This is a genomic window from Streptomyces sp. NRRL B-1140 (genome assembly GCF_001280065.1).
Lineage (GTDB): Bacteria > Actinomycetota > Actinomycetes > Streptomycetales > Streptomycetaceae > Streptomyces.
Window position 1 is genome coordinate 57966 of record NZ_LGEA01000095.1, and the last position, 19509, is coordinate 77474.

The 19509-nt window shown below is 70.9% G+C and carries 14 protein-coding genes; 1 reads left to right on the plus strand and 13 read right to left on the minus strand.

Going from position 1 to position 19509, the window contains the following annotated elements; genetic code table 11:
• Window positions 1-27: 27 nt before the first annotated feature.
• The 6 genes from ADK65_RS16980 to ADK65_RS17005 all read right to left on the minus strand — a co-directional run bounded on the left by ADK65_RS16980 (window position 28) and on the right by ADK65_RS17005 (window position 7058).
• Window positions 28-1620, minus strand: a complete 1593-nt coding sequence (locus tag ADK65_RS16980) for a cation acetate symporter (RefSeq protein ID WP_053671000.1) — start codon at window positions 1618-1620, stop codon at window positions 28-30.
• The gene (locus ADK65_RS16985; RefSeq protein WP_053671070.1) at window positions 1617-2174 is read right to left on the minus strand and encodes a DUF485 domain-containing protein; all 558 of its coding nucleotides are present in this window, start codon (window positions 2172-2174) and stop codon (window positions 1617-1619) included. The genes ADK65_RS16980 and ADK65_RS16985 overlap by 4 nt, the downstream gene beginning before the upstream one ends.
• Before the next feature lie 68 nt (window positions 2175-2242).
• Window positions 2243-2926, minus strand: a complete 684-nt coding sequence (locus ADK65_RS16990) for a response regulator transcription factor (RefSeq protein WP_053671001.1) — start codon at window positions 2924-2926, stop codon at window positions 2243-2245.
• A complete protein-coding gene (locus tag ADK65_RS16995) occupies window positions 2923-4074 on the minus strand; it encodes a sensor histidine kinase (RefSeq protein WP_053671002.1) in 1152 nt (383 codons plus the stop codon). The genes ADK65_RS16990 and ADK65_RS16995 overlap by 4 nt, the downstream gene beginning before the upstream one ends.
• On the minus strand, window positions 4071-4595 hold the full coding sequence (locus tag ADK65_RS17000) for a hypothetical protein (RefSeq protein ID WP_053671003.1): 525 nt from the start codon (window positions 4593-4595) through the stop codon (window positions 4071-4073). The genes ADK65_RS16995 and ADK65_RS17000 overlap by 4 nt, the downstream gene beginning before the upstream one ends.
• A 339-nt stretch (window positions 4596-4934) precedes the next feature.
• On the minus strand, window positions 4935-7058 hold the full coding sequence (locus ADK65_RS17005) for a DNA gyrase/topoisomerase IV subunit B (RefSeq protein ID WP_053671004.1): 2124 nt from the start codon (window positions 7056-7058) through the stop codon (window positions 4935-4937).
• A 442-nt stretch (window positions 7059-7500) separates the two neighbouring features.
• Between ADK65_RS17005 and ADK65_RS17010 the strand changes: the two genes are divergently transcribed.
• Complete coding sequence (locus ADK65_RS17010; RefSeq protein ID WP_053671005.1) at window positions 7501-7731, plus strand: DUF7455 domain-containing protein; 231 nt, start codon at window positions 7501-7503, stop codon at window positions 7729-7731.
• A 120-nt stretch (window positions 7732-7851) separates the two neighbouring features.
• Here ADK65_RS17010 and ADK65_RS17015 read toward each other — a convergent pair whose 3' ends face one another.
• From ADK65_RS17015 to ADK65_RS17045, 7 genes are all read right to left on the minus strand, one after another.
• The gene (locus ADK65_RS17015) at window positions 7852-8700 is read right to left on the minus strand and encodes a serine protease (RefSeq protein WP_053671006.1); all 849 of its coding nucleotides are present in this window, start codon (window positions 8698-8700) and stop codon (window positions 7852-7854) included.
• 137 nt (window positions 8701-8837) lie between these two features.
• Window positions 8838-10379: an RNA polymerase sigma factor gene (locus tag ADK65_RS17020; RefSeq protein ID WP_053671071.1), complete on the minus strand. Its 1542-nt coding sequence runs from the start codon at window positions 10377-10379 to the stop codon at window positions 8838-8840.
• 427 nt (window positions 10380-10806) lie between these two features.
• Window positions 10807-11694, minus strand: coding sequence for a FadR/GntR family transcriptional regulator (locus ADK65_RS17025; protein WP_159038795.1), 888 nt, complete (start codon window positions 11692-11694; stop codon window positions 10807-10809).
• Between the two features lie 161 nt (window positions 11695-11855).
• Window positions 11856-13943: an ATP-binding cassette domain-containing protein gene (locus tag ADK65_RS17030; protein ID WP_053671008.1), complete on the minus strand. Its 2088-nt coding sequence runs from the start codon at window positions 13941-13943 to the stop codon at window positions 11856-11858.
• A gap of 142 nt (window positions 13944-14085) precedes the next feature.
• Window positions 14086-14844 (minus strand): NUDIX hydrolase, encoded by a 759-nt coding sequence (locus ADK65_RS17035; RefSeq protein ID WP_053671009.1) that lies wholly within the window; start codon window positions 14842-14844, stop codon window positions 14086-14088.
• A 129-nt stretch (window positions 14845-14973) separates the two neighbouring features.
• Window positions 14974-16893 carry a glycogen debranching N-terminal domain-containing protein gene (locus tag ADK65_RS17040; protein WP_053671010.1) on the minus strand — a complete coding sequence of 640 codons (1920 nt, stop codon included), beginning with the start codon at window positions 16891-16893 and terminating at the stop codon, window positions 14974-14976.
• 613 nt (window positions 16894-17506) lie between these two features.
• Window positions 17507-19369 (minus strand): DUF4192 domain-containing protein, encoded by a 1863-nt coding sequence (locus ADK65_RS17045; RefSeq protein WP_053671011.1) that lies wholly within the window; start codon window positions 19367-19369, stop codon window positions 17507-17509.
• Between the last annotated feature and the right edge of the window lie 140 nt (window positions 19370-19509).

Sequence of the window (19509 nt, forward strand, 5' to 3'; positions counted from 1 at the left end):
CGGGTCACGGCACCGCAGGCAGCACCCCTACGCCGCTCCCGCACCCGTCAGCGACCGCACCTCGGTCTCCGCGTGCTTGGCCTCGTCCGGGACCTCCGCCGAGGTGACCGTGCCCAGCCAGCCCGCCAGGAAGCCGAGGGGAATCGAGACCAGGCCCGGGTTCTGCAACGGGAAGTACTGCAGGTCGATGCCCGGGAAGAGCGAGTCGGGGCTGCCGGAGACCACCGGGGACAGCACCACGAGCACCACCGCCGGGATCAGACCGCCGTAGACGGCCCAGACGGCGCCCCGCGTGGTGAAGCCCGGCCAGAAGAGGGAGTAGAGCAGCACCGGCAGGTTCGCCGACGCGGCGACGGCGAAGGCCAGGCCCACGAGGAACGCCACATTGAGATCCCGCGCCAGCAGACCGAGTGCGATCGCCACCGCGCCGACGCCGACGGCCGCGACACGGGCCACGGCCACCTCGCTGCGCGGCTTACCGCCCCGACGCCGCAGGGAGGCGTACAGGTCGTGGGCCACGGAAGCCGAGGACGCGAGCGTGATACCGGCGACCACGGCGAGGATCGTCGCGAAGGCGACCGCGGCGACGACTGCGAAGAGAACCGTCCCGCCCGTGGACCCCGCCCCACCTCCCAGATCGAGCGCCAGCAACGGCACCGCCGTGTTCCCGGCCGCGTTCGACCCGTGCACCGCCTCCGGTCCCAGAATGGCGGCCGCGCCGAACCCGAGCACGATCGTCATGAGGTAGAAGCCGCCGATGAGCCCGACGGCCCAGACGACCGAGCGGCGGGCGGCGCGCGCCGTCGGCACGGTGTAGAAACGCGACAGGATGTGCGGAAGCCCCGCCGTGCCCAGCACCAACGCCAGCCCCAGACTGATCAGGTCGAAGCGGGCGGTCCAGTCCCCGCCGTACTTCAGCCCCGGTGCCAGAAACGCCGCGCCGTGCCCGCTGCGCTCAGCCGCCGTGATCAGCAGCCGGTCCACGTCGCCGTGGAAGCGCACCAGGACCAGCACCGTCAGCACGACGGTGCCCCCCAGCAGCAGGACGGCCTTGACGATCTGGATCCAGGTGGTCGCCCGCATCCCTCCCATGGACACGTAGACGACCATGAGCGCCCCCACCCCGATGACGGTCCAGGACCGCGCCGCGTCGCTCGTACCGCCGAGCAGCAGCGCCACCAGGCTCCCCGCGCCGACCATCTGCGCCACCAGATACAGAACGGACACCGTGACCGAGGAGGTTCCCGCCGCGATCCTCACCGGCCGCTCCCTCATCCGTGACGCCACGACGTCGGCGAGTGTGAACCGGCCGCAGTTGCGGACCAGTTCGGCGGCCAGGAACAGCACGACGAGCCATGCCACCAGGAACCCGACGACATACAGCAGCCCGTCGTAACCGAACAGCGCGATGAGCCCGGTGACTCCCAGGAAGGAGGCGGCCGACATGTAGTCGCCCGCGATGGCAAAACCGTTCTCCATGGGTGAGAAGAGCCGCCCGCCCGCGTAGAACTCCTCCGCCGAGCCGCGCCTGTTGCGGCTGACCCAGGTGGTGATCCCCAGTGTGACCGCGACGAACGCGCTGAAGAGCAGCAGCGCCAGCGTCTGGTGTTCCTCCGTCACGACCTACCACCGTTCACACCGCGCGTCAGTTCCTGTGTGTCCCACCGCAGTTCGAGCGCGGCCCGGTCCCTGCGCAGCCGCGCGTGCCGTGCGTACGCCCAGGTGAGCAGAAACGTGGACAGGAACTGTCCCAGCCCCGCCACCATCGCCACGTTCACCGCCCCCGCGACGGGCCGCGCCATCAGCTCCGGCACTGTCGTGGCGGCCACGACATAGCCCACGTACCAGGCGAAGAAGGCCGCGAACGCCGGCACCACGAACCTCCGGTACCGCCGCCGCACCTCCTGAAAGGAGGCACTGCGCTGCACTTCCAGATACACATCGGCCGCCGCCCCCGTCCCGTCCTCTCCCCCCACAGGCGGAACCAGCGCCTGGACCTGCGCCCCGTCCCCGGCCGACTCGCCCCAGCCGGAGGCGAGGGCGTCGTACCAGGGATCGTCGTACCTGAGCTGTCCGGCCTCCTCGGGCGGGACCGGATCGTGATCGTGGAGGGGCTCGGCCCGACTCTCCTGGCCCGATCCGACGCCGCGGGGACGGCCCTTGCTTTGCTGCATGTCCAAGGATGGACAGATCAGGAGGATCCCCGACTCTTCTTCCCTTCGCTCTTCACCCCATCAGGTGACTAACCCGCTGGTGGCCGCACGAGTCCCTTCCCGAAGGCGTAACGCACCGCCTGGGCACGGTCCTTGAGTCCGGTCTTGGTGAAGAGGTTGTTGATGTGGGTCTTCACAGTCGCCGTGGAGACGTGCAACCGCCGGGCGATCTCCGGGTTGCTGAGCCCCTCGGCGATGAGGAGGAGCACCTCCGTCTCCCGGGCGGTGAGCCCGTCCGGCGGCTCGGGAGGAGCGGCCGGCCCGGTCTCCGGCTCGGTGAGGCGCTCCAGCAGACGTCTCTGAATGCCCGGCGAAAAGCCCGCGTCGCCGGACAGCACACTGTGCACGGCCCGCACGATCTCGTCACCGTCCGCGTCCTTGGTGAGATAGCCGCGCGCCCCCGCGGCCAGCGCCGGGAACAGCGACTCGTCGTCCGCGAACGTCGTGAGCACCACGACCTGGGTCCCGGGGTACTCCGCGCGGATCCTGCGGGTCGCCTCCACGCCGTCGCAGCGGGGCATGCGCAGGTCCATCAGCACCACGTCCGGAGCCAGCCCGGCGACGAGCGCCACCGCCTCCTCCCCGTCTCCCGCCGCGCCGACGACCTCGATCCCGGGCAGCAGACCGAGCAGCATCACGATGCCCTCTCGCACCACGGTCTGGTCGTCCGCCACCACCACCCGAGCGGGCTTCGGCTCGGCATCCCGCGTCATACCGGCACCTTCAACGTCACCACGAACCCCTCCTCGCCCGGCCCGGCCTCGAGGGAACCGCCCAGCAGCTCGGCCCGCTCCCGCATGCCCAGCAGACCGTACCCGGCGCCCGTCCCGGTCAGTTCGCCCGGCGAACCGCCCGAGTCGCGCACGTCCAGGGTCACTTCGTGCGGACGGTAATCGAGCGTGAGGTGGACCTTGGCGCCCGGGGCGTGCTTGCGGACGTTCGTCAGAGCCTCCTGGGCCGCTCGGCGCACGGCCTGGGAAGCCTCGGCCGGCAACGGCCTCCGTTCACCCGTGATGGTGACCTCGGCGCCGTCCGCCGTACCGACCAGGCCGCCCAGGAAGTCCTCCAGCGGCGTCAGCTCCCCACGCAGAGCGGAGAGTGCCTGCCGGGTCTCCGCGAGGCCGCCCCGCGCCATCTCCCGTGCCGCCACCACGCGTTCATGGATCTGCTCCCGCTCCCCGCCCCGCTCGATCAACAGCCTCGCCGCCTCCAGGTGCACCAGCTGGGCCGACAGGCTGTGGGCCAGCACGTCGTGTATCTCCCGTGCTATGCGGGCCCGCTCCGCGAGCGCCGCCGTCTCTGCCTCGGCGGCACGCGCTGCCCGCTCCTGGGCGAGGAGCCGCAGGGCACTGCCGCGGGCCTCGGCGTCGAGGCGCAGGGTGTAGCCGGCCAGGGCGATGCCGGTGCCGGTGACCACGGTCGTCAGCGCGTCGTCGTGCTGGACGACCCCATAGGCGCCGAGGGCCACGCCCGCGGCGCTCACGGCGGCGGCCGACGGCAGCCGCTCCAGCGCCGAGACGGCACAGCCGCACAGCATGACCAGAGCGGCGACGCTGAAGCCGGACAACTGGGCTGCGACGGCGATGACCTGCAGCAGGGCGAGCGAGGTCAGCGACGGCCACAGCCGATGCCGGAGCGTGGTCCGGAAGAAGGCCCAGGCCAGCACGGCGGCCAACAGCACTCCTGCGGCGCCGGCCACCGCCTTCCAGCCGCTCGCGTTGCTGTCGGAGAAAGCACCCCACAGCAGCAGTCCGAGGACCAGCGTCCGCACCGCCCAGGCCAGCAAGCACCGGGAGCGTGAGAGCCCCTCACGGCTGAGCGCCTCCCGGGAGGGCCAGCGCGTCCAGGCGTTCTCCCTCACACGCGTTCCCTCCCCCGGGGCCGGGTCTTGCCGTCACCGTACGCCCGGCTCAGCGTCGCGCCACGGCGAGCGGACTGTCCGCGCCCGGCGAGGATCCCGGCCCGGACGAGAAGAGTGCCGGCGAACCCCAGCAGAAGGGCCGAGCTGTCCTGGTGAACGCCCACCGCTGTACCGAGTGCGAAGAGTCCGGTCCGAAGGCCGATGCCGACAGCCCAGACGGCGACGCTCGCGGTGCCGCTCCTGCTCCAGACCGTGCCGTCCGGCTCCGCCCATATGCGGGTGGTCCAGGCCCAGCCGGCACCCGTGGCCAGGCCGACGAGCAATTCGGCGCCCAGCAGAAGCGCAGAGGCCGTGGGGTGATGCGCGTCGATCATTCCGGGTTCGCGCAATGCGAGCACGACCAGGAGCCCGGGCAGGAGCCGCCAGCGGCGCTCGCTGTCGATCGGGCGCGCCCGGAACTGCCGGACTGTCACCACGACCGCGACGAGCGCGATCAGCAACAAGTCGACGAGCCCGGGCATCACGGCCTCCGTGAACGAGCAGGGGTTTCGGCAGCGGGTGCTGCCGACGCCTTCGACGCTACGGAATTGGCCAGGCCATGAGATCGGATCCTGGGTGGATCACGGGTTGATTCCCGGCCGTGCGCTTCTCCACCCGGGGGTGGAGAAGCGCCTTCGTCTTCCCCGGCCGAACGGGAGCGGACGCTCCGGACGCGACCAGGCACACCGCACGGTGACCAGGCATACCGCACGGTGACCTTGCTCAGACGGTGGCCAGGCGCCTCACGCAGGCCGGACGCCGGCACCTACCTGGTCGTCGCACTCGCACCGGTCCGTACCGGCTATTTCCCACCGCGACGGCTACGCGTCGATGCGTGACCGGTCCAGCGTGGCCGCCGAGTTGGAGATGAACTCCTTGCGCGGCGCCACGTCGTTGCCCATCAGCAGATCGAATACCTGCTCGGCGGCCTCGAGGTCGGACAGGTTGATCCGGCGCAGGGTGCGGTGACGCGGGTCCATCGTCGTCTCCGCCAGCTGGTCGGCGTCCATCTCGCCGAGGCCCTTGTAGCGCTGGATGGAGTCCTTGTAGCGGATGCCCTTGCTCTGCAAGTCCATCAGCTTGTCTCGCAGTTCGCGGTCCGAGTACGTGTAGACGTACTTGTCCTGACCCTTCTTCGGCTGGACGATCTCGATGCGATGCAGCGGCGGGACCGCCGCGAAGACCCGGCCGGCCTCGACCATGGGCCGCATGTAGCGGTGGAACAGTGTCAGCAGCAGTGTACGGATGTGCGAACCGTCGACGTCGGCGTCGGTCATCATGATGATCTTGCCGTAGCGCGCCGTGTCGATGTCGAACGTCCGACCCGAGCCGGCCCCTATGACCTGGATGATCGCGCCGCACTCGACGTTCTTCAACATGTCCGTCACGGACGACTTCTGCACGTTGAGGATCTTGCCGCGGATCGGAAGCAGCGCCTGGAACTCGGAGTTCCGGGCGAGCTTCGCCGTACCGAGCGCGGAGTCGCCCTCGACGATGAACAGCTCGCTGCGGTCGACGTCGTCGCTGCGGCAGTCGGCCAGCTTGGCCGGCAGCGAGGAGGACTCCAGGGCCGTCTTGCGGCGCTGCGCGTCCTTGTGCTGCCGGGCGGCGATGCGCGTACGGGCCGCGGCGACCGCCTTCTCCATCACGACCCGGGCTTGCTGCGCGGCGTCCCGCTTCGTGGACGTCAGGAACGCCTTGAGCTCCTTGGTGACCACGTTGTTCACGATGCGGCGAGCCGCCGAGGTCCCGAGGACCTCCTTGGTCTGGCCCTCGAACTGCGGCTCGGCGAGGCGCACGGTGACGACCGCGGTCAGGCCCTCCAGGGCGTCATCCTTGACGATGTCGTCCTCGGCGACGCGAAGGAGCTTCTTGGTGCGCAGCACCTCGTTCATCGTCTTGGCGACGGCCTGTTCGAAGCCGGCGACGTGAGTACCGCCCTTGGGCGTGGCGATGATGTTGACGAACGACCGGAGGGTCGTGTCGTAGCCCGTCCCCCAACGCAGTGCGATGTCGACGCCCAGCTCGCGAGTGACCTCGGTGGGCGTCATCTGGCCGTGGTCGTCGAGGACGGGGACGGTCTCCTTGAAGGTGCCCTGCCCGGAGAAGCGGAGCACGTCGCAGACCGGCTTGTCGTTGGCCAGGTACTCGCAGAACTCGCTGATGCCGCCGTCGAAACGGAAGGACTCCTCGCCCTTGCTGCCGCCCTCGCCGAGCCCGTACTCGTCACGCACGACGATGGTCAGGCCTGGCACCAGGAACGCCGTCTGGCGGGCGCGCTGGTGCAGGGTCTCCAGGTTGAGCTTGGCGTCCTTGAGGAAGATCTGGCGGTCGGCCCAGTACCGCACGCGCGTGCCGGTGCGGGTCTTCGGGATCTTCTTGGCCTTGCGCAGGCCGCCCTTGGCCTCGAACTTGGCGTCGGGACCGTTCCCTGCGAAGGCCCCGGGCACCCCGCGCCGGAAGCTGATCGCGTGGGTGTGACCACCGCGGTCCACCTCGACGTCCAGCCGGGCGGACAGCGCGTTCACGACGGAGGCGCCGACGCCGTGCAGACCTCCGGAGGCGGCGTAGGAGCCGCCTCCGAACTTGCCGCCGGCGTGCAGCTTGGTCATGACGACCTCGACACCGGAGAGGCCGGTCTTGGGCTCGACGTCGATCGGGATGCCCCGGCCGTTGTCCCGGACCTCGACCGATCCGTCGTCCTGGAGGATCACCTCGATGTGGTCGCAGTACCCGCCCAGGGCCTCGTCGACGGAGTTGTCGATGATCTCCCAGACGCAGTGCATCAGACCACGGCTGTCGGTCGACCCGATGTACATGCCCGGGCGCTTGCGTACGGCCTCGAGCCCCTCGAGGACGAGCAGGTGCCGCGCGGTGTAGTTGGATCCGTCCCGATCTGCTCCTGCCAGCAGAGCTGTGGACGGCACGGACGTCTCGGCGGTCACGCGGTTCGCTCCTCGCTGAATTTCGGATGGGGCCCTCGTGGGTAAGGGCCCGGCTTCAGTCACCGGTGAGAGGGTACCGAGGCCTGGTAGAGCCGTTGTAACGCCACCCTCGTCGAAAACTCACACTAGTCCACACTCGCATGAGTGTTCGATCCCTCGTTGGAGTGAAGTACACATCACGTTCCCTTCGAGGCATGAACCATTTAGGCTCCGGGCACGTCCTCATGAACAACCGGCAACCCAGCCGGGAGGACCGACCACCGATACAACGCGAAGCCCCGTAAGACACATAGAAACGCAATACGGCACATTCGCCGCCAACCGGCAGCAGACAGCCGCCTCGGAAAGATTCTTTCGAGGAAAAGCCACGAGCGGGAACGTTTTGGGGCTGGTTGGATGTTGACCCTGGTACGACAGCTCGTCGAGCTAGAGAAGAGGCGACGTGACTACTGTTCTGACCCCCGCGAGCCCGCTGACGGCCGCTGATCGCTGCGACCGCTGCGGCGCCCAGGCGTACCTGCGCGTCGTCCTGCTGAGCGGCGGAGAACTGCTCTTCTGCGCCCACCACGGTCGCAAGTTCGAGCCGGAACTCAAGAAGATCGCCGCTGAGATACAGGACGAGACGGAGCGGCTCACGTCCGTTCCCGCGAACGCCGCCGAAGAAGAGCGCTGACACCTCGCGTCCGACGACGAGCCAGCCCGGCACAGGCCGGTGGACGGGCGGCTGCCTCTGGTCACCAGAGGCAGCCGCCCGTCCTCGTCCACCAACCCCGCGCAGGCTCGGCCGGGCGCCTCAGACGCCTACGGAAGCCGACTGCGTCCAGCCCAGCGTCCGCATGATGTCGGACACACGCATGTACACCCCGGGGTTGCCCTCCTCACCACAGCCGGCCCCCCAGGACACGAGTCCGATCAACCTCCCCTTGGCCACCAGTGGTCCTCCGCTGTCGCCCTGGCAGGCGTCCCGGCCTCCCGCCGTCTCCCCGGCGCACAGCATGCTCGTACCGTCGTAGGTTCCTTCGGAACCGCCCGGATACGCCTCCTCGCACAGCACATCGGGGAGCACACGCACGCGTGCGGCCCGCAGACTGTCCGAGTAATCGCCGGCACCCGAGGTGTCGCCCCATCCGTAGACCGTCGCTGTCCCGCCCGGCGTGTACGCAGGGTCACCGTCGGCTGCCATGGTGATGGCCGTTCCCCCTGGCAGGGGTTCGGTGAGAGTGAGCACGGCGAAGTCCCCGTCGTTGCTGTCCTCGTCGTAGGCCGGGTTCACCCATGAGCGGCGCACGGCGATCTCCTGACCGGCCCGGCCCGCAAGCAAGTTCGTGCGCCCGGCTATGACCTTGAGGTCCCGTACGCGCCCCAGCGGCACGCCCAGATTGCTCTCTTCCAGGCAGTGGGCCGCGGTGAGGACGGTCGTGCGGCCGACGGCCACACCGCCGCAGAACTGACCCGCTCGCGTACGCCCGAACCGGTCACGACTGGACAGCGCCACCGTCCACGGGCTCTGGGATATCTCGACGGGGAATCCGCCTATGACGACGCTGTCGGCGGCGACAGGGGCACTGGAGCCCATTGACAGGGCGGGTATCGCGGCCGCCAGGGCCAGCGGCAGGAACAGAGCTCGTGCCAGACGACGCATTCGCGCTCCTCACTCCGTGGTGTCCATGAGACACCCAGAGTGATTCACGGCGCCCGACCGTGCACCCGCGGCGGAAGCGGCACAGCGAAGGTCCGGCTCCCCTCGGGGAACCGGACCTTCCGCGTCTACGACTCCGCTCAGTCCAGGTAGTCGCGGAGCACCTGGGAACGGGACGGGTGGCGCAGCTTCGACATGGTCTTGGACTCGATCTGGCGGATGCGCTCACGCGTGACGCCGTAGACCTTGCCGATCTCGTCGAGGGTCTTCGGCTGACCGTCGGTGAGGCCGAAGCGCATCGAGACGACGCCCGCCTCGCGCTCCGAGAGGGTGTCCAGGACGGAGTGCAGCTGCTCCTGCAGAAGCGTGAAGCTGACCGCGTCGGCCGGGACGACTGCCTCGGAGTCCTCGATGAGGTCACCGAACTCGCTGTCGCCGTCCTCGCCGAGCGGGGTGTGCAGCGAGATCGGCTCGCGGCCGTACTTCTGGACCTCGATGACCTTCTCGGGGGTCATGTCGAGTTCCTTGGCCAGCTCCTCCGGGGTGGGCTCGCGACCCAGGTCCTGGAGCATCTGGCGCTGCACACGCGCGAGCTTGTTGATGACCTCGACCATGTGCACCGGGATACGGATGGTGCGGGCCTGGTCGGCCATGGCGCGGGTGATCGCCTGACGGATCCACCAGGTGGCGTACGTGGAGAACTTGTAGCCCTTGGTGTAGTCGAACTTCTCGACCGCGCGGATCAGACCGAGGTTGCCCTCCTGGATGAGGTCCAGGAACAGCATTCCGCGGCCGGTGTAGCGCTTGGCCAGGGAGACCACCAGACGGAGGTTGGCCTCCAGGAGGTGGTTCTTGGCGCGGCGGCCGTCCTCGGCGATGATCTCCAGCTCGCGCTTGAGCTTCGGGGCCAGCTTGTCGGCGTTCGCCAGCTTGTCCTCGGCGAAGAGACCCGCCTCGATGCGCTTGGCGAGCTCGACCTCCTGCTCGGCGTTGAGCAGGGGGACCTTACCGATCTGCTTGAGATAGTCCTTGACCGGGTCGGCAGTGGCGCCAGCGGCGGCGACCTGCTGGGCGGGCGCGTCGTCCTCGTCCTCGTCGGAAAGCACGAAGCCCGCGTTCTCGGGGGTGGCCTCGGGCTCCTCGCCGGCCTTGCCGGGGGCTGCCTCCTCGAGCACTTCCTCCTCGAGGATCTCGGCGTCGTCCTTCTTGGCGCTGGTCTTCTTGGCCGCGGTCTTCTTGGCGACCGTCTTTTTCGCGGCCGCCTTCTTGGCGGTTGTCTTCTTGGCAGCCGCCTTCTTGGCGGGCGCCTCCTCCTCGGCGGCGGGGTCGGCGGCGGGCGCCGCCGGCGTGGCGGTGGTGGTGGCCTTCCGGGTGGTCACCGCCTTGGCCGCGACCGTCTTGGTGGCGGTGCGCTTGGCGGGACTCTTCGCTGCGACGCTCTTTCGGGTGCGCTTGGGCTCTGCGGCACTGACCATCAGCGTCACACCCTCTTCCTCGAGGATCTGGTTGAGGCTGCGCAGTACGTTCTTCCACTGAGTGGCCGGAATCTGGTCAGCTTCGAAGGCCCGACGCACGTCATCGCCGGCGATCTGCCCCTCAGCCTTTCCCCGCTCAATGAGCGCCATGACAGAGACGGACTCGGCGATCTCCGGCGGGAGCGTACGGGATGTGCTGGCCGACACGAACAACCTCTCGGAACGTTGGAAAACGGCTTCCGGCCCCGTCCAGGGTGGACAGGAGCCGACCGCCGGCTTGGGGATGGGCCGACGGCGCGGGCGGGGGCCGGGAAGATGCACAGCGCCGTGAACGGCGTCCGTATTCCCTCCGCGGCTGTCACCTCTTAGGTCATCGCGTTCTTCCCGCGAGCGTTACGCCGAATCTGCGTGGCCCGAGTCACACCCCGTAAGCGAACGGAAACGGTCGAACATGAACAGAACGGGTCACAGACAGCACCGACCCCACCACGCCACCGGATACCGGCCCCCTTCGCGCCGTCGGACCCCGCCGGATCACCAGGATCCCACGGGGTCCGACGGGAGGCGGATCACCGATCAGGCACTGCCACAGGAGGGGGGTGGCACGCCCGGCCGCGCCGCCCGCGGAACGCGGTCAGTGCTCGCGCGGGGCGGGCACCACCCGTTCCACCTCGGGGTGGACTGTGAGGAGTTGACGCATGGCCGCCTCGGCCGCAGCTCCGTCACCGGCGGCGAGGGCGTCACAGATGCGGCCGTGGTGCCCGAGGGAGGTCTCGTTCGGTCGGTCACAGCCCGTGACCGGGCCGCCCGAGACCTGGAGGGCCGCGGACACGATGCCGGACAGGTGTTCCAGCATGCGGTTGCCCGCGACCTGGATGAGCAGCGAGTGGAACTCGGAGTCGGCGCGGGAGAACGTGAGCGCATCGCCCTGTGCCATCGCGTGCCCCATGATCTCGACCATGTCCGCGAGGCGCTGCTGGACGTCCTCCCGGCCGTGCCCGGCGGCGAGGCGGGCTGCGAGCGGCTCGATCGTCCACCGCAGCTCGCTCAGCTCGCGGCGCTGGTCGTCGCGCTGCGGTCCGAAGGCCCGCCACTCGATAATGTCCGGATCGAGGAGGTTCCAGTCGCTGACGGGGCGCACGCGCGTGCCGACGTTCGGGCGGGCGCTCACCAGACCCTTTGCCTCCAGGACCCGGAGCGACTCGCGGACGACGGTGCGGGAGACCTCGAATCGCTGACCGATCTCCTCGGGCACCAGCGGCCGGTCGGCACCCAGGTCGCCGGAGACGATCATCTGGCCCAGCTGTTGAACGAGTTGGCCGTGCAGCCCGCGTCCGCGGCTGCCCGCGGCGCGGCGGCCCACCCGGCCCAGCTCGGGGTCTCCGCCGTCCCAGGCAGGGATCCCGACGCGGTCGACGGCGGGCGCCTCGGCGTACGGGTAGCGGTCGAGTTCGCCCGGGCTCGCGAGGCCGGAGTCGGCGGAGCGGGCGGCGGTCATCATGGTGTGCGCAACGGTACTCACGCATCATTTGTCGGCGCCGTCTCCAACTCCCTTGAGGTCTTTGGTGAAAAGCACACGAAAGGGTGATCGCTCACCCCGTCGCAATTGACGCCTTATCGGAAAGAAATGGGCGTTCTGCGGGGAGTTGTGCGCATGGCCGAACTGAGGGTTACGGACAGTCGTCACCGGAAGCTGCCACGCAGGGTGGTGAGCAGATACGCGCAGAGCAGCACGGCCAACGACAACGTCAGCGCGCCGCCCACGGGTTGGGACATCATCTCGAGCGCGGCCTCCAGGTGGCGCTCTCCCCCGAAGGGCCACCTCGGCAGGAGCGTCTCCCTCAGCCGTACGGGGAGACCGGCCGCGGTTCGCACAGACTGGCCGTTCACGAGCCTGTGCACGACGGGCACGACGAGGAGGGGAACGGCGGCCACGGCGGCGAGCCCGGCTGTGGTGGACCGGAAGACACCTCCGGCGAGTACACCGGCCCAGGCGCAGCCGACGACGAGCCCGAACCAACTGGTCATCAGCGGGAACCAGTCGGCGGGAACCTGTGCGAGCTGCCGTCCGTAGACGAGATAGAGCACTTCGGCGTCGCATCCGACGGTGAGGACGGCCAGCACCAGCGCGGCGGTCGAGGAGACGAGCAGTTTGGCGGCCAGCAGCCCCAGCCGGCGGGGCACAGTACCGCGGTCCGCGGCCAGGGCGGGGTGGCGGAACTCGTCACCGGAGGCCAGCGCGCCGAGCAGGCCCGCGCCGAGCGCCGCGGGCGGCAGGGGCAGCTCTCGCGGCCAAGCGGCCAGCAGACGCGGCTGCGGGGTGTGCCCGATGCGTGCGAGCACTACGGCGGTCACGACGGACACGGCGATGACAACGGCCCCGGTCAGGAACCCGGTGCCGGTCCCGGTGGCACGGCGGATCTCGTAACGCAGGGGGCGGAGCGGGCTGGGGGCAGGACGGACGGAGATGGGGGGCGGCGGAGGAGGCAGCACGTCGAGCGTGTGGGCGGTCAGGGTTCCGGTCGCGTGCGGCGCCCGGGGCCCGGAGAGCGCGGTCACTGATGTGGAGCCCCCGTCGGACCGGCCGACCGGGGAGAGATCCAGGAGTGTGCGTGGCTCGGCCTCGGACAGTTGCGGTTGCCCGAAGGACAAGGACGGCTCTCTGGTGACCGGCTCCCCTGCGTCGGACGGGGATCCCGGATCGAGCGCGGATGGCGGCTCGGTGGTGGGGGCCTGGGCACCCGTTGCGAAGTGCCCCGACGGGCCGGAAGGCGGTGGCGGCTCTTCGGACCAGGGCGTGAGGGCCGTCCGGGCCGTCTCGTGCGTGTCCGTGACGCGCACCGGCTCGGCCAGAATCCGCTCACCCGGCCCGGTCGCGTGGGCGAAATCCGCACCGGGTCCCATGTCACCGATCTCGTCGGCGAGTTGGTGGACGACGATGCCGTGGCGAAACGCGATCTCGCCGATCTCCGCACAGGTCCCGCCGTACACCGAAAGGCGGTTGCCGCCCTCTCGGACGACTTCGAGGGAGCGCTGCGAGGTGCGGGCCTGTTTGGCCAGGAGAACCGCCAGACGGGCCGCGTGCGGACTGCGCACCGCGACACGGGGACGCAGGCGCGTGCGCGCGTACTCCGCTGCCTCCTGGTCGGCCACGAGCCTGCCCCGTTCCAGCGTGACGACGCGGTCGGCGACGCGCGCGGCCTCCTTGGGGTCGGCGGTGGTGAGCAGGACCGTGCCGCCCTGGGCGGCGTGAGCACGCAGCATGCCGTGCAACCAGGCGCTCTCACCGGTGGAGAGACCGGCGGCCGGGTCGTCGAGGACGAGGGTGTGCGGGTCGGCCAGGAGGACGCAGGCCAGGCCGAGGCGCCGGTCCATGCCGCGGGAGAGAGCGCCGAGGCGCTCCTCGCGCAGGCTCACGATCCCGACCGCCTCGAGCATCTCGTCGGCCCGCCGAACCGGAACCCCTGCGGCTGCACAGAGCATGCGCAGATGGCCTCGGACCGAGCGGGCGGGATGCCCGGGCACGTCACCCAGCAATACGCCGACCTCGCGCGACGGGTGGGCGATACGGTGCAGCGGACGGCCCCGGAAGTGGGTGATGCCGCGCCCCTGTTGGAGTTCGAGCATCAGTCTGAGAACCGTCGTCTTGCCGGCGCCCGGTGCGCCGAGCAGCGCGGTGACGCGGCCCGCTCGCGCTTCGAACGAGACGTCGTCGACTGCGGGCGGAAGCTCTTTGCGGGGGTTGCTGGTCAGTCCGAAGGCCTGGATCACTCACAGCAAGATAGCGCGCTATGTCCGATTTTCCGGGCACCCCAGGCCTTGCCGAGATCCGCCTCCGCAAGGCCCGGCGCAATGACCGGACTGCCGGCAGGCTCAGTTCCCGGCCGGGCGCCGACCGCACCCGGCCGGCCACTCACACCTCGGGACGCAGCATCGGGGGGTTGAGCAATGTCGCGCCACCGGCGCGGAAGAGCTGGGCCGGGCGTCCCCCCTGGCGAGTCGTCGTCCCTCCGGTGGGAACCAGGAAGCCGGGCGTGCCCGTGACCTTGCGGTGGAAGTTGCGCGGGTCGAGCGCCACGCCCCACACCGCCTCGTAGACACGGCGCAGCTCCCCCACGGTGAACTCGGGTGGGCAGAAGGCGGTGGCCAGTGATGAGTACTCGATCTTGGAGCGGGCGCGCTCCACTCCGTCCGCCAATATCTGCGCGTGGTCGAAGGCCAGCGGCGCGACCGGCTCGGCCTCACGCCCGTAACCGCCCTGCTGCAGCAGTTCCTCGACCGGGGCCCAGCGCGCGTTGCTGGCGTCTCCGCCCGCCCTGGGCGGAGGCAGATCGGGGGCGAGGGCGAGGTGGGCGACGCTGACGACCCGCATCCTGGGGTCCCGCTTGGGATCTCCGTAGGTGGCGAGCTGCTCCAGGTGTGCGCCGTTGTCCTGCGCCGGGACGGAGGGGTCGTGGACCCGCAGTCCCGTCTCCTCGGCCAGCTCGCGCGCCGCCGCCTGCGCCAGGTCTTCGTCGGCCCGTACGAAGCCGCCGGGCAGCGCCCAGCGGCCCTGGAACGGCGGTTCGCCCCTGCGCACCGCCAGCGCACACAGGGCATGGCGGCGCACGGTCAGCACGACCAGGTCCACGGTGACGGCGAAGGGCGGAAACGCTGACGGGTCGTAGGGCATGCGGCGATCATAGTCGTCTGCCTGACGATAAACACCTCCTTCGCCGGTCCGTCCGCCCAGTGATCCACGTCGGTCCGCTGAGGGGCTCCGCTTCCTGCACCTGGTCAGGAAATGACACGTCGCTGCACGTCACACCCCCAATTGCAGTCCGTCGGCCGCCTCCTCGACCATGGCCAGACCCAGCCGGCCGACCCGCACGGAGAACCGCGCACCCGCGACGCGCAGTCCGGTGAATCCGATCTCCCCGAGGGGTGCACTGCGCATGGGGCGCAGGGTGACCGTGCCTGCCGGGGCATCGGGACGGATGCCTGCGAGGGTGGTCAGCAGCATGACTCCTGCTGCCGCCGCGGTGGCCGCGGGGCGGCATGCGGCCGGATGTGGGAGCGGAGCGCTTCCTTCCGTGCGCTGCTCCCCCGCGTACATCTCGGGTAGCCGGTAGCCAAAGGGCTCGGCGGCCGCGAGCACGCCGCGCACCAGTGAGCTTGCCTCTTTCTCGTAGCCCGCGGCGGCGAGTCCCGCGGCTGCGAGGGCCGTCTCATGGGTCCGTACGGCTCCTGCGCGGTGGCCGAACGGATTGAATCCCGCCTCCTTCAAGCCCAGTCCGCGCAGGCCCCAGCCCGAGTCCATGACGGGGCTGCCCAGCAGGCGGGCGAGGTGCTCGGTCCGGACCTTGTCGAGCAGCCCGGGCGCCAGCTCGCCACCGCCCAGCAGGCCTGTGTCGAGGAGGTGCACGGCAGCGGCGCCCAGGTGGGGCACCGGACTGCCGTCCGGCGCAACGGCCGCGGCGGGTCGGCCGCCTCCCCGGTCCTCGACCCAGAAGTGCTCCCGGAACGCGGTCCGCAAGGTCTGCGCCCATTCCCGGAGCGCCGCTGCCCCCGTCCGGCCACAGGCGTCGAGCAGGTCGGCGCCGAGCAGGGCGGCGCGATGGGCGTGGGCCTGTGTCTCGCAACGGACGGGCCCGCCCGGGTTCGGATCGCGCAGGTAGGTGCCATCTCCCACGGCGTCTCGCAGCCAGTTCAGACAGCGCTCGGCGGCGGGCAGCAGCGCTTCCGTTTCCCGATCGGGGAGGCCCCAGCGGCGGGCCTCTGCCAGCAGGGTGGGGAAGAGCAGCGTGGCCTCCGTTCCGGTGCACTGCGGTGGAAGGTGGGGCCCCGCGTCCCGTATGGGGCCGGGGATCATTCCGGACTGCGCTCGGGGGCCGGTGAGTTGGGTTCGCGCGAGGATCCGCAGCGTTCCCGCGGCGAGGCCGGTGCCCAGCGGCAGCACCATCCGGGCGGCGGCCAGCGCATCGGCAGGCGCCAAACCGCAGCGCCAGGGTGCCCCGGCCGCGAGGTGGGTGTCGGCGGGGTGCGCGGAGTCACGCAGGAGGAGAGCCTGGAGGTCCTCGATGCTCGTCCGCAGGAGGGTGGGAACCCTCGGGTCGTCACCCTCGGCACACGCGGCGGCCAGCGGGCTGGTCGCCGCTCGTCCTGCGGTTCGGAGGGGCCCCGCGCCGTCCGGCCGCACCCGCAGTTCGACGGTTCTGGTGCCCCCTGGCGGCAGGTCGAGCTCCCACCGCAGCAGCCCGGCCGAGGCCAGGGCGTCCGAGGGAGGCGGTTCGGCCGTGACGGAGGCGTTGCCGGTGGCGCAGGACCAGCGCAGGCCGGGGCCATGGACGCTGGCAGGGAGTTCGGGGCCCGCGCTGCCGGAGGCGATCGCGCCGAGGTCGGCCAGATCGGTGCCCAGGGTGATCTCGACCGGCAGCCGCAGGGCGCGCGGAGCCGCGCTGTGCAGGGTGATCCGCTCCGTGCCGTCGGCGAAGCGGTGACGCTCCACGATCACGTCGGGATCCGGGCCCGTCTGCGGTGACGTGCGGAGTGTGCCCACGAACCGGGCGCGGTCGGCCGAGGCCATGCGGGCCTGTACCGGGAGTGGTTCCCGTCCGGCGACGCGGATCTCGCACCGGGAGAGCACGCGGCGGCCGGCGCGGTAGAAGCCCTCCAGTCCGCGGCCGGTCAGCTGTCCTTCCTCGGTCGAGATGGCCAGACCGGGAAGGGCGACACAGATCATCGCCGTGTGCGCGGGGGGCAGACCGGCGGACCGGCGCGGTCCTGGGAGCGTGGCACGGCGGGGTGGGGATGTGTGCCCCGAGGGGGACGGTGTCCGCCCTTGAGCGACTGGCGATGCGGCTGATCCGCGTCCCGGGGCCGTGCCGGGACGGCGGCTCTGGCCCGCCCACCGTGCGGAGGGCCGGCCCTGGCCCGACGACGAGGGCGGACGGGAGTCGCCACCGGGAGGTGTCGAAAAGGAGGACGTGCTGCCGGGCGACCTCTGCCCGTGAGCGTCGCCCTGCGCGGTCGGCTGGGTAGGAACGCCCTGTCCCCCTGCTCTCGGTGCCCGCGCTCCCGGCGGGGCGAGGCCCGGCCCGAGGGGCAGTGGGCGGCCACCTCGGGGGCGACGGTCGTCGGCGGCGGGCGGAGTCGGCTGGTGCATGGGACGGCTTCCTCTGCGCTCGGGCGCCGCGATCGGGTTCAGCGCGGGTGCCGGACGGCTTCGACGGAGCAGGGGCAGTGCGGCCTCAGGGGCGCGTGCGGCCGTTCCGCCACTCAGGTGAACGCTGCGGGCGTCCTCCGGGTCACGCCCCCGGTCCGGCCCGATGCGCCTCGGAGTCTCCGCAGCAAGATCACTCCCCACCGCTCACGCCGCGGCCGGACTGCGCGTCTTCCTCACCCCTGTCCCGGCGGGGCGCGGCTGCCTTCTTCGGCGCACGCGTACGCTCGTCGCCCGTTCGTCCGCTGCCGGGCCGGACGGCGCCCGCCGTTGTCGAAAGGCCGGATTCGGTAGCGCCGGCAGGGCGTGTGGTTGCTGCGGGAGGGGCGGTGCCGGCCGGGCGCGTCGTGCGAGCCGGGCGTGTGGTGCCGGCCGGGCGTGTGGTGCCGGCCGGGCGTGTGGTGCCGGCGGAGCGTGTGGTGCCCCTCGGCGTGCGTGCGTCAGGGATGTGGGCTCCGCCTGCACGGTCGTCCGGGCGGGTACCGCCGGATGCTGCACCGGTGGATGCGGCCGGACGAATGCGGCGGCGTCGGCGGGACGGCGCCGCTGGCCGAGAGGGCCTTTCGTGCGGCTTGGCCTCAGGCGGCGCCGTTGCCGGCGCGGAGTCACCGGATGGTCCGATCTTGGGCGCCGCAGCTTGTGGGGAATTGCCGTATGGCTCGATCTCGGTCGCCGTGGTGGTGTCGCGTTCGGCGGGCTCGGCACGGTCCGCCCGCGTTTCCTGGCCCGGGGCCGAGCGCCCACGGTCTTCCCTCCCCGCCCGAAGGCACCTGCGGATCGACTCGGGGTCGAGGCCTTCGTTGCAGGCCTGGTGCAGGAGGCGGGCGAACAGGTAGTCGGGGTCGGCGGCCAAGGCCATGGCGAGGGCTTCGCGGGCCTCCAGTTCGTCCCCGGTGGACCAGGCGACCCACCCGGCGAGGGTGAGTGGCGCGGCGGCGTGTTCACCGTAGGGACCCACACAGCGGCGGGCCAGGGTCCGCCAGAGGCGAAGGGCGCGTCCGGCTTCGTCGCCCTCCATCCACGCGGCCGCGCGGTCGCGGGTCGCTCGGTCCTGGAGACCGAGGATCAGCCGGGCGGCCTCCTCGCAGCCGAGCAGTTCGTCGTCGCGAAGGTCCGCGAGGAGCATGCCGGAAACCGGCTGTGCTTCGGCGAAACGGTCCAGGATCCTGCCGGCGAGTTCCAGCGTCTCGTCGGCCACGGCGGCGCGGCCCGCGTCGTCGAGAATCCTCGGCACCAGCGCCATGCTGGCGGTGTCCAGGGCGGCCTCCTGCTCGAGGGCCGCGGCGTTCTCCCAGGGCAGCAACCGGGCCCGGAGTTCCCGCAGTGTGCCGCGCACCTGGATACCGGCGTAGGTGGCGGCTGCCGCCAGCACGGAGGTGCCGGGGAGGCCCATGGGGGCTCCCTCGGAGGAGCAACATGCCTCGTTGTCACAGCAGTACGACCAGTAGCGGCCCTCCGAGATGCACAGTGCCTCGACGACCACCACGTCCAGCGAACCGCACTCGACCCGCAGGCTCTGGGCCAGGGGCCGCAGCCGCTCCATCACCTGGCGGCCGGTCTGTCCCTTCCCCGGTTCCTGGCACAGGAAGGCGACCATCGACTCGGGCCGGGCCCCTCGGCGCTCGCTGCCCGTCACGAGGCCGTGGGACAGCTGCCGGGCGGCTGACGGCCAGTCGTCCGCGTTCGCGGGGATACCGAGCCGGGCCCGGCCTCCGAACCGCCCGCGTCCGTTGCTGTCGTGGAGCGCGACCAGCACGATGCTGTCCTCGGGGCGGTATCCGAGCAGGTAAGGCAGGGCGTCGGCCAGCTCGGCCGGGGTCCGCAGAGTGACCTGGTGCTCACCTCCGTGACCGGCGTACGGCGGACTGGTGGCGTGCGGCCCGGACGGGGCGTCTCCCTTCCTCTCCTGCTTGCTGCTCTTGTGCCCGCTCGGTGTCTCGGGCCCGGTGATGTCACCGTTCTCAGGGGATCCGGTCGTTTCGCTGTGGTTCGTCATGCGAAGACGATCTCGCGGAACCCGAACCTCCGCTTGAGCCTGTGGATAAGTCTGATCAGGGACGCGTCATCCACAGTCGCTGCGTCCACAGGAGCCGGTGCGCGGCTCCGCATGTCAGTGCCGTCCTGTTGTATGGAACG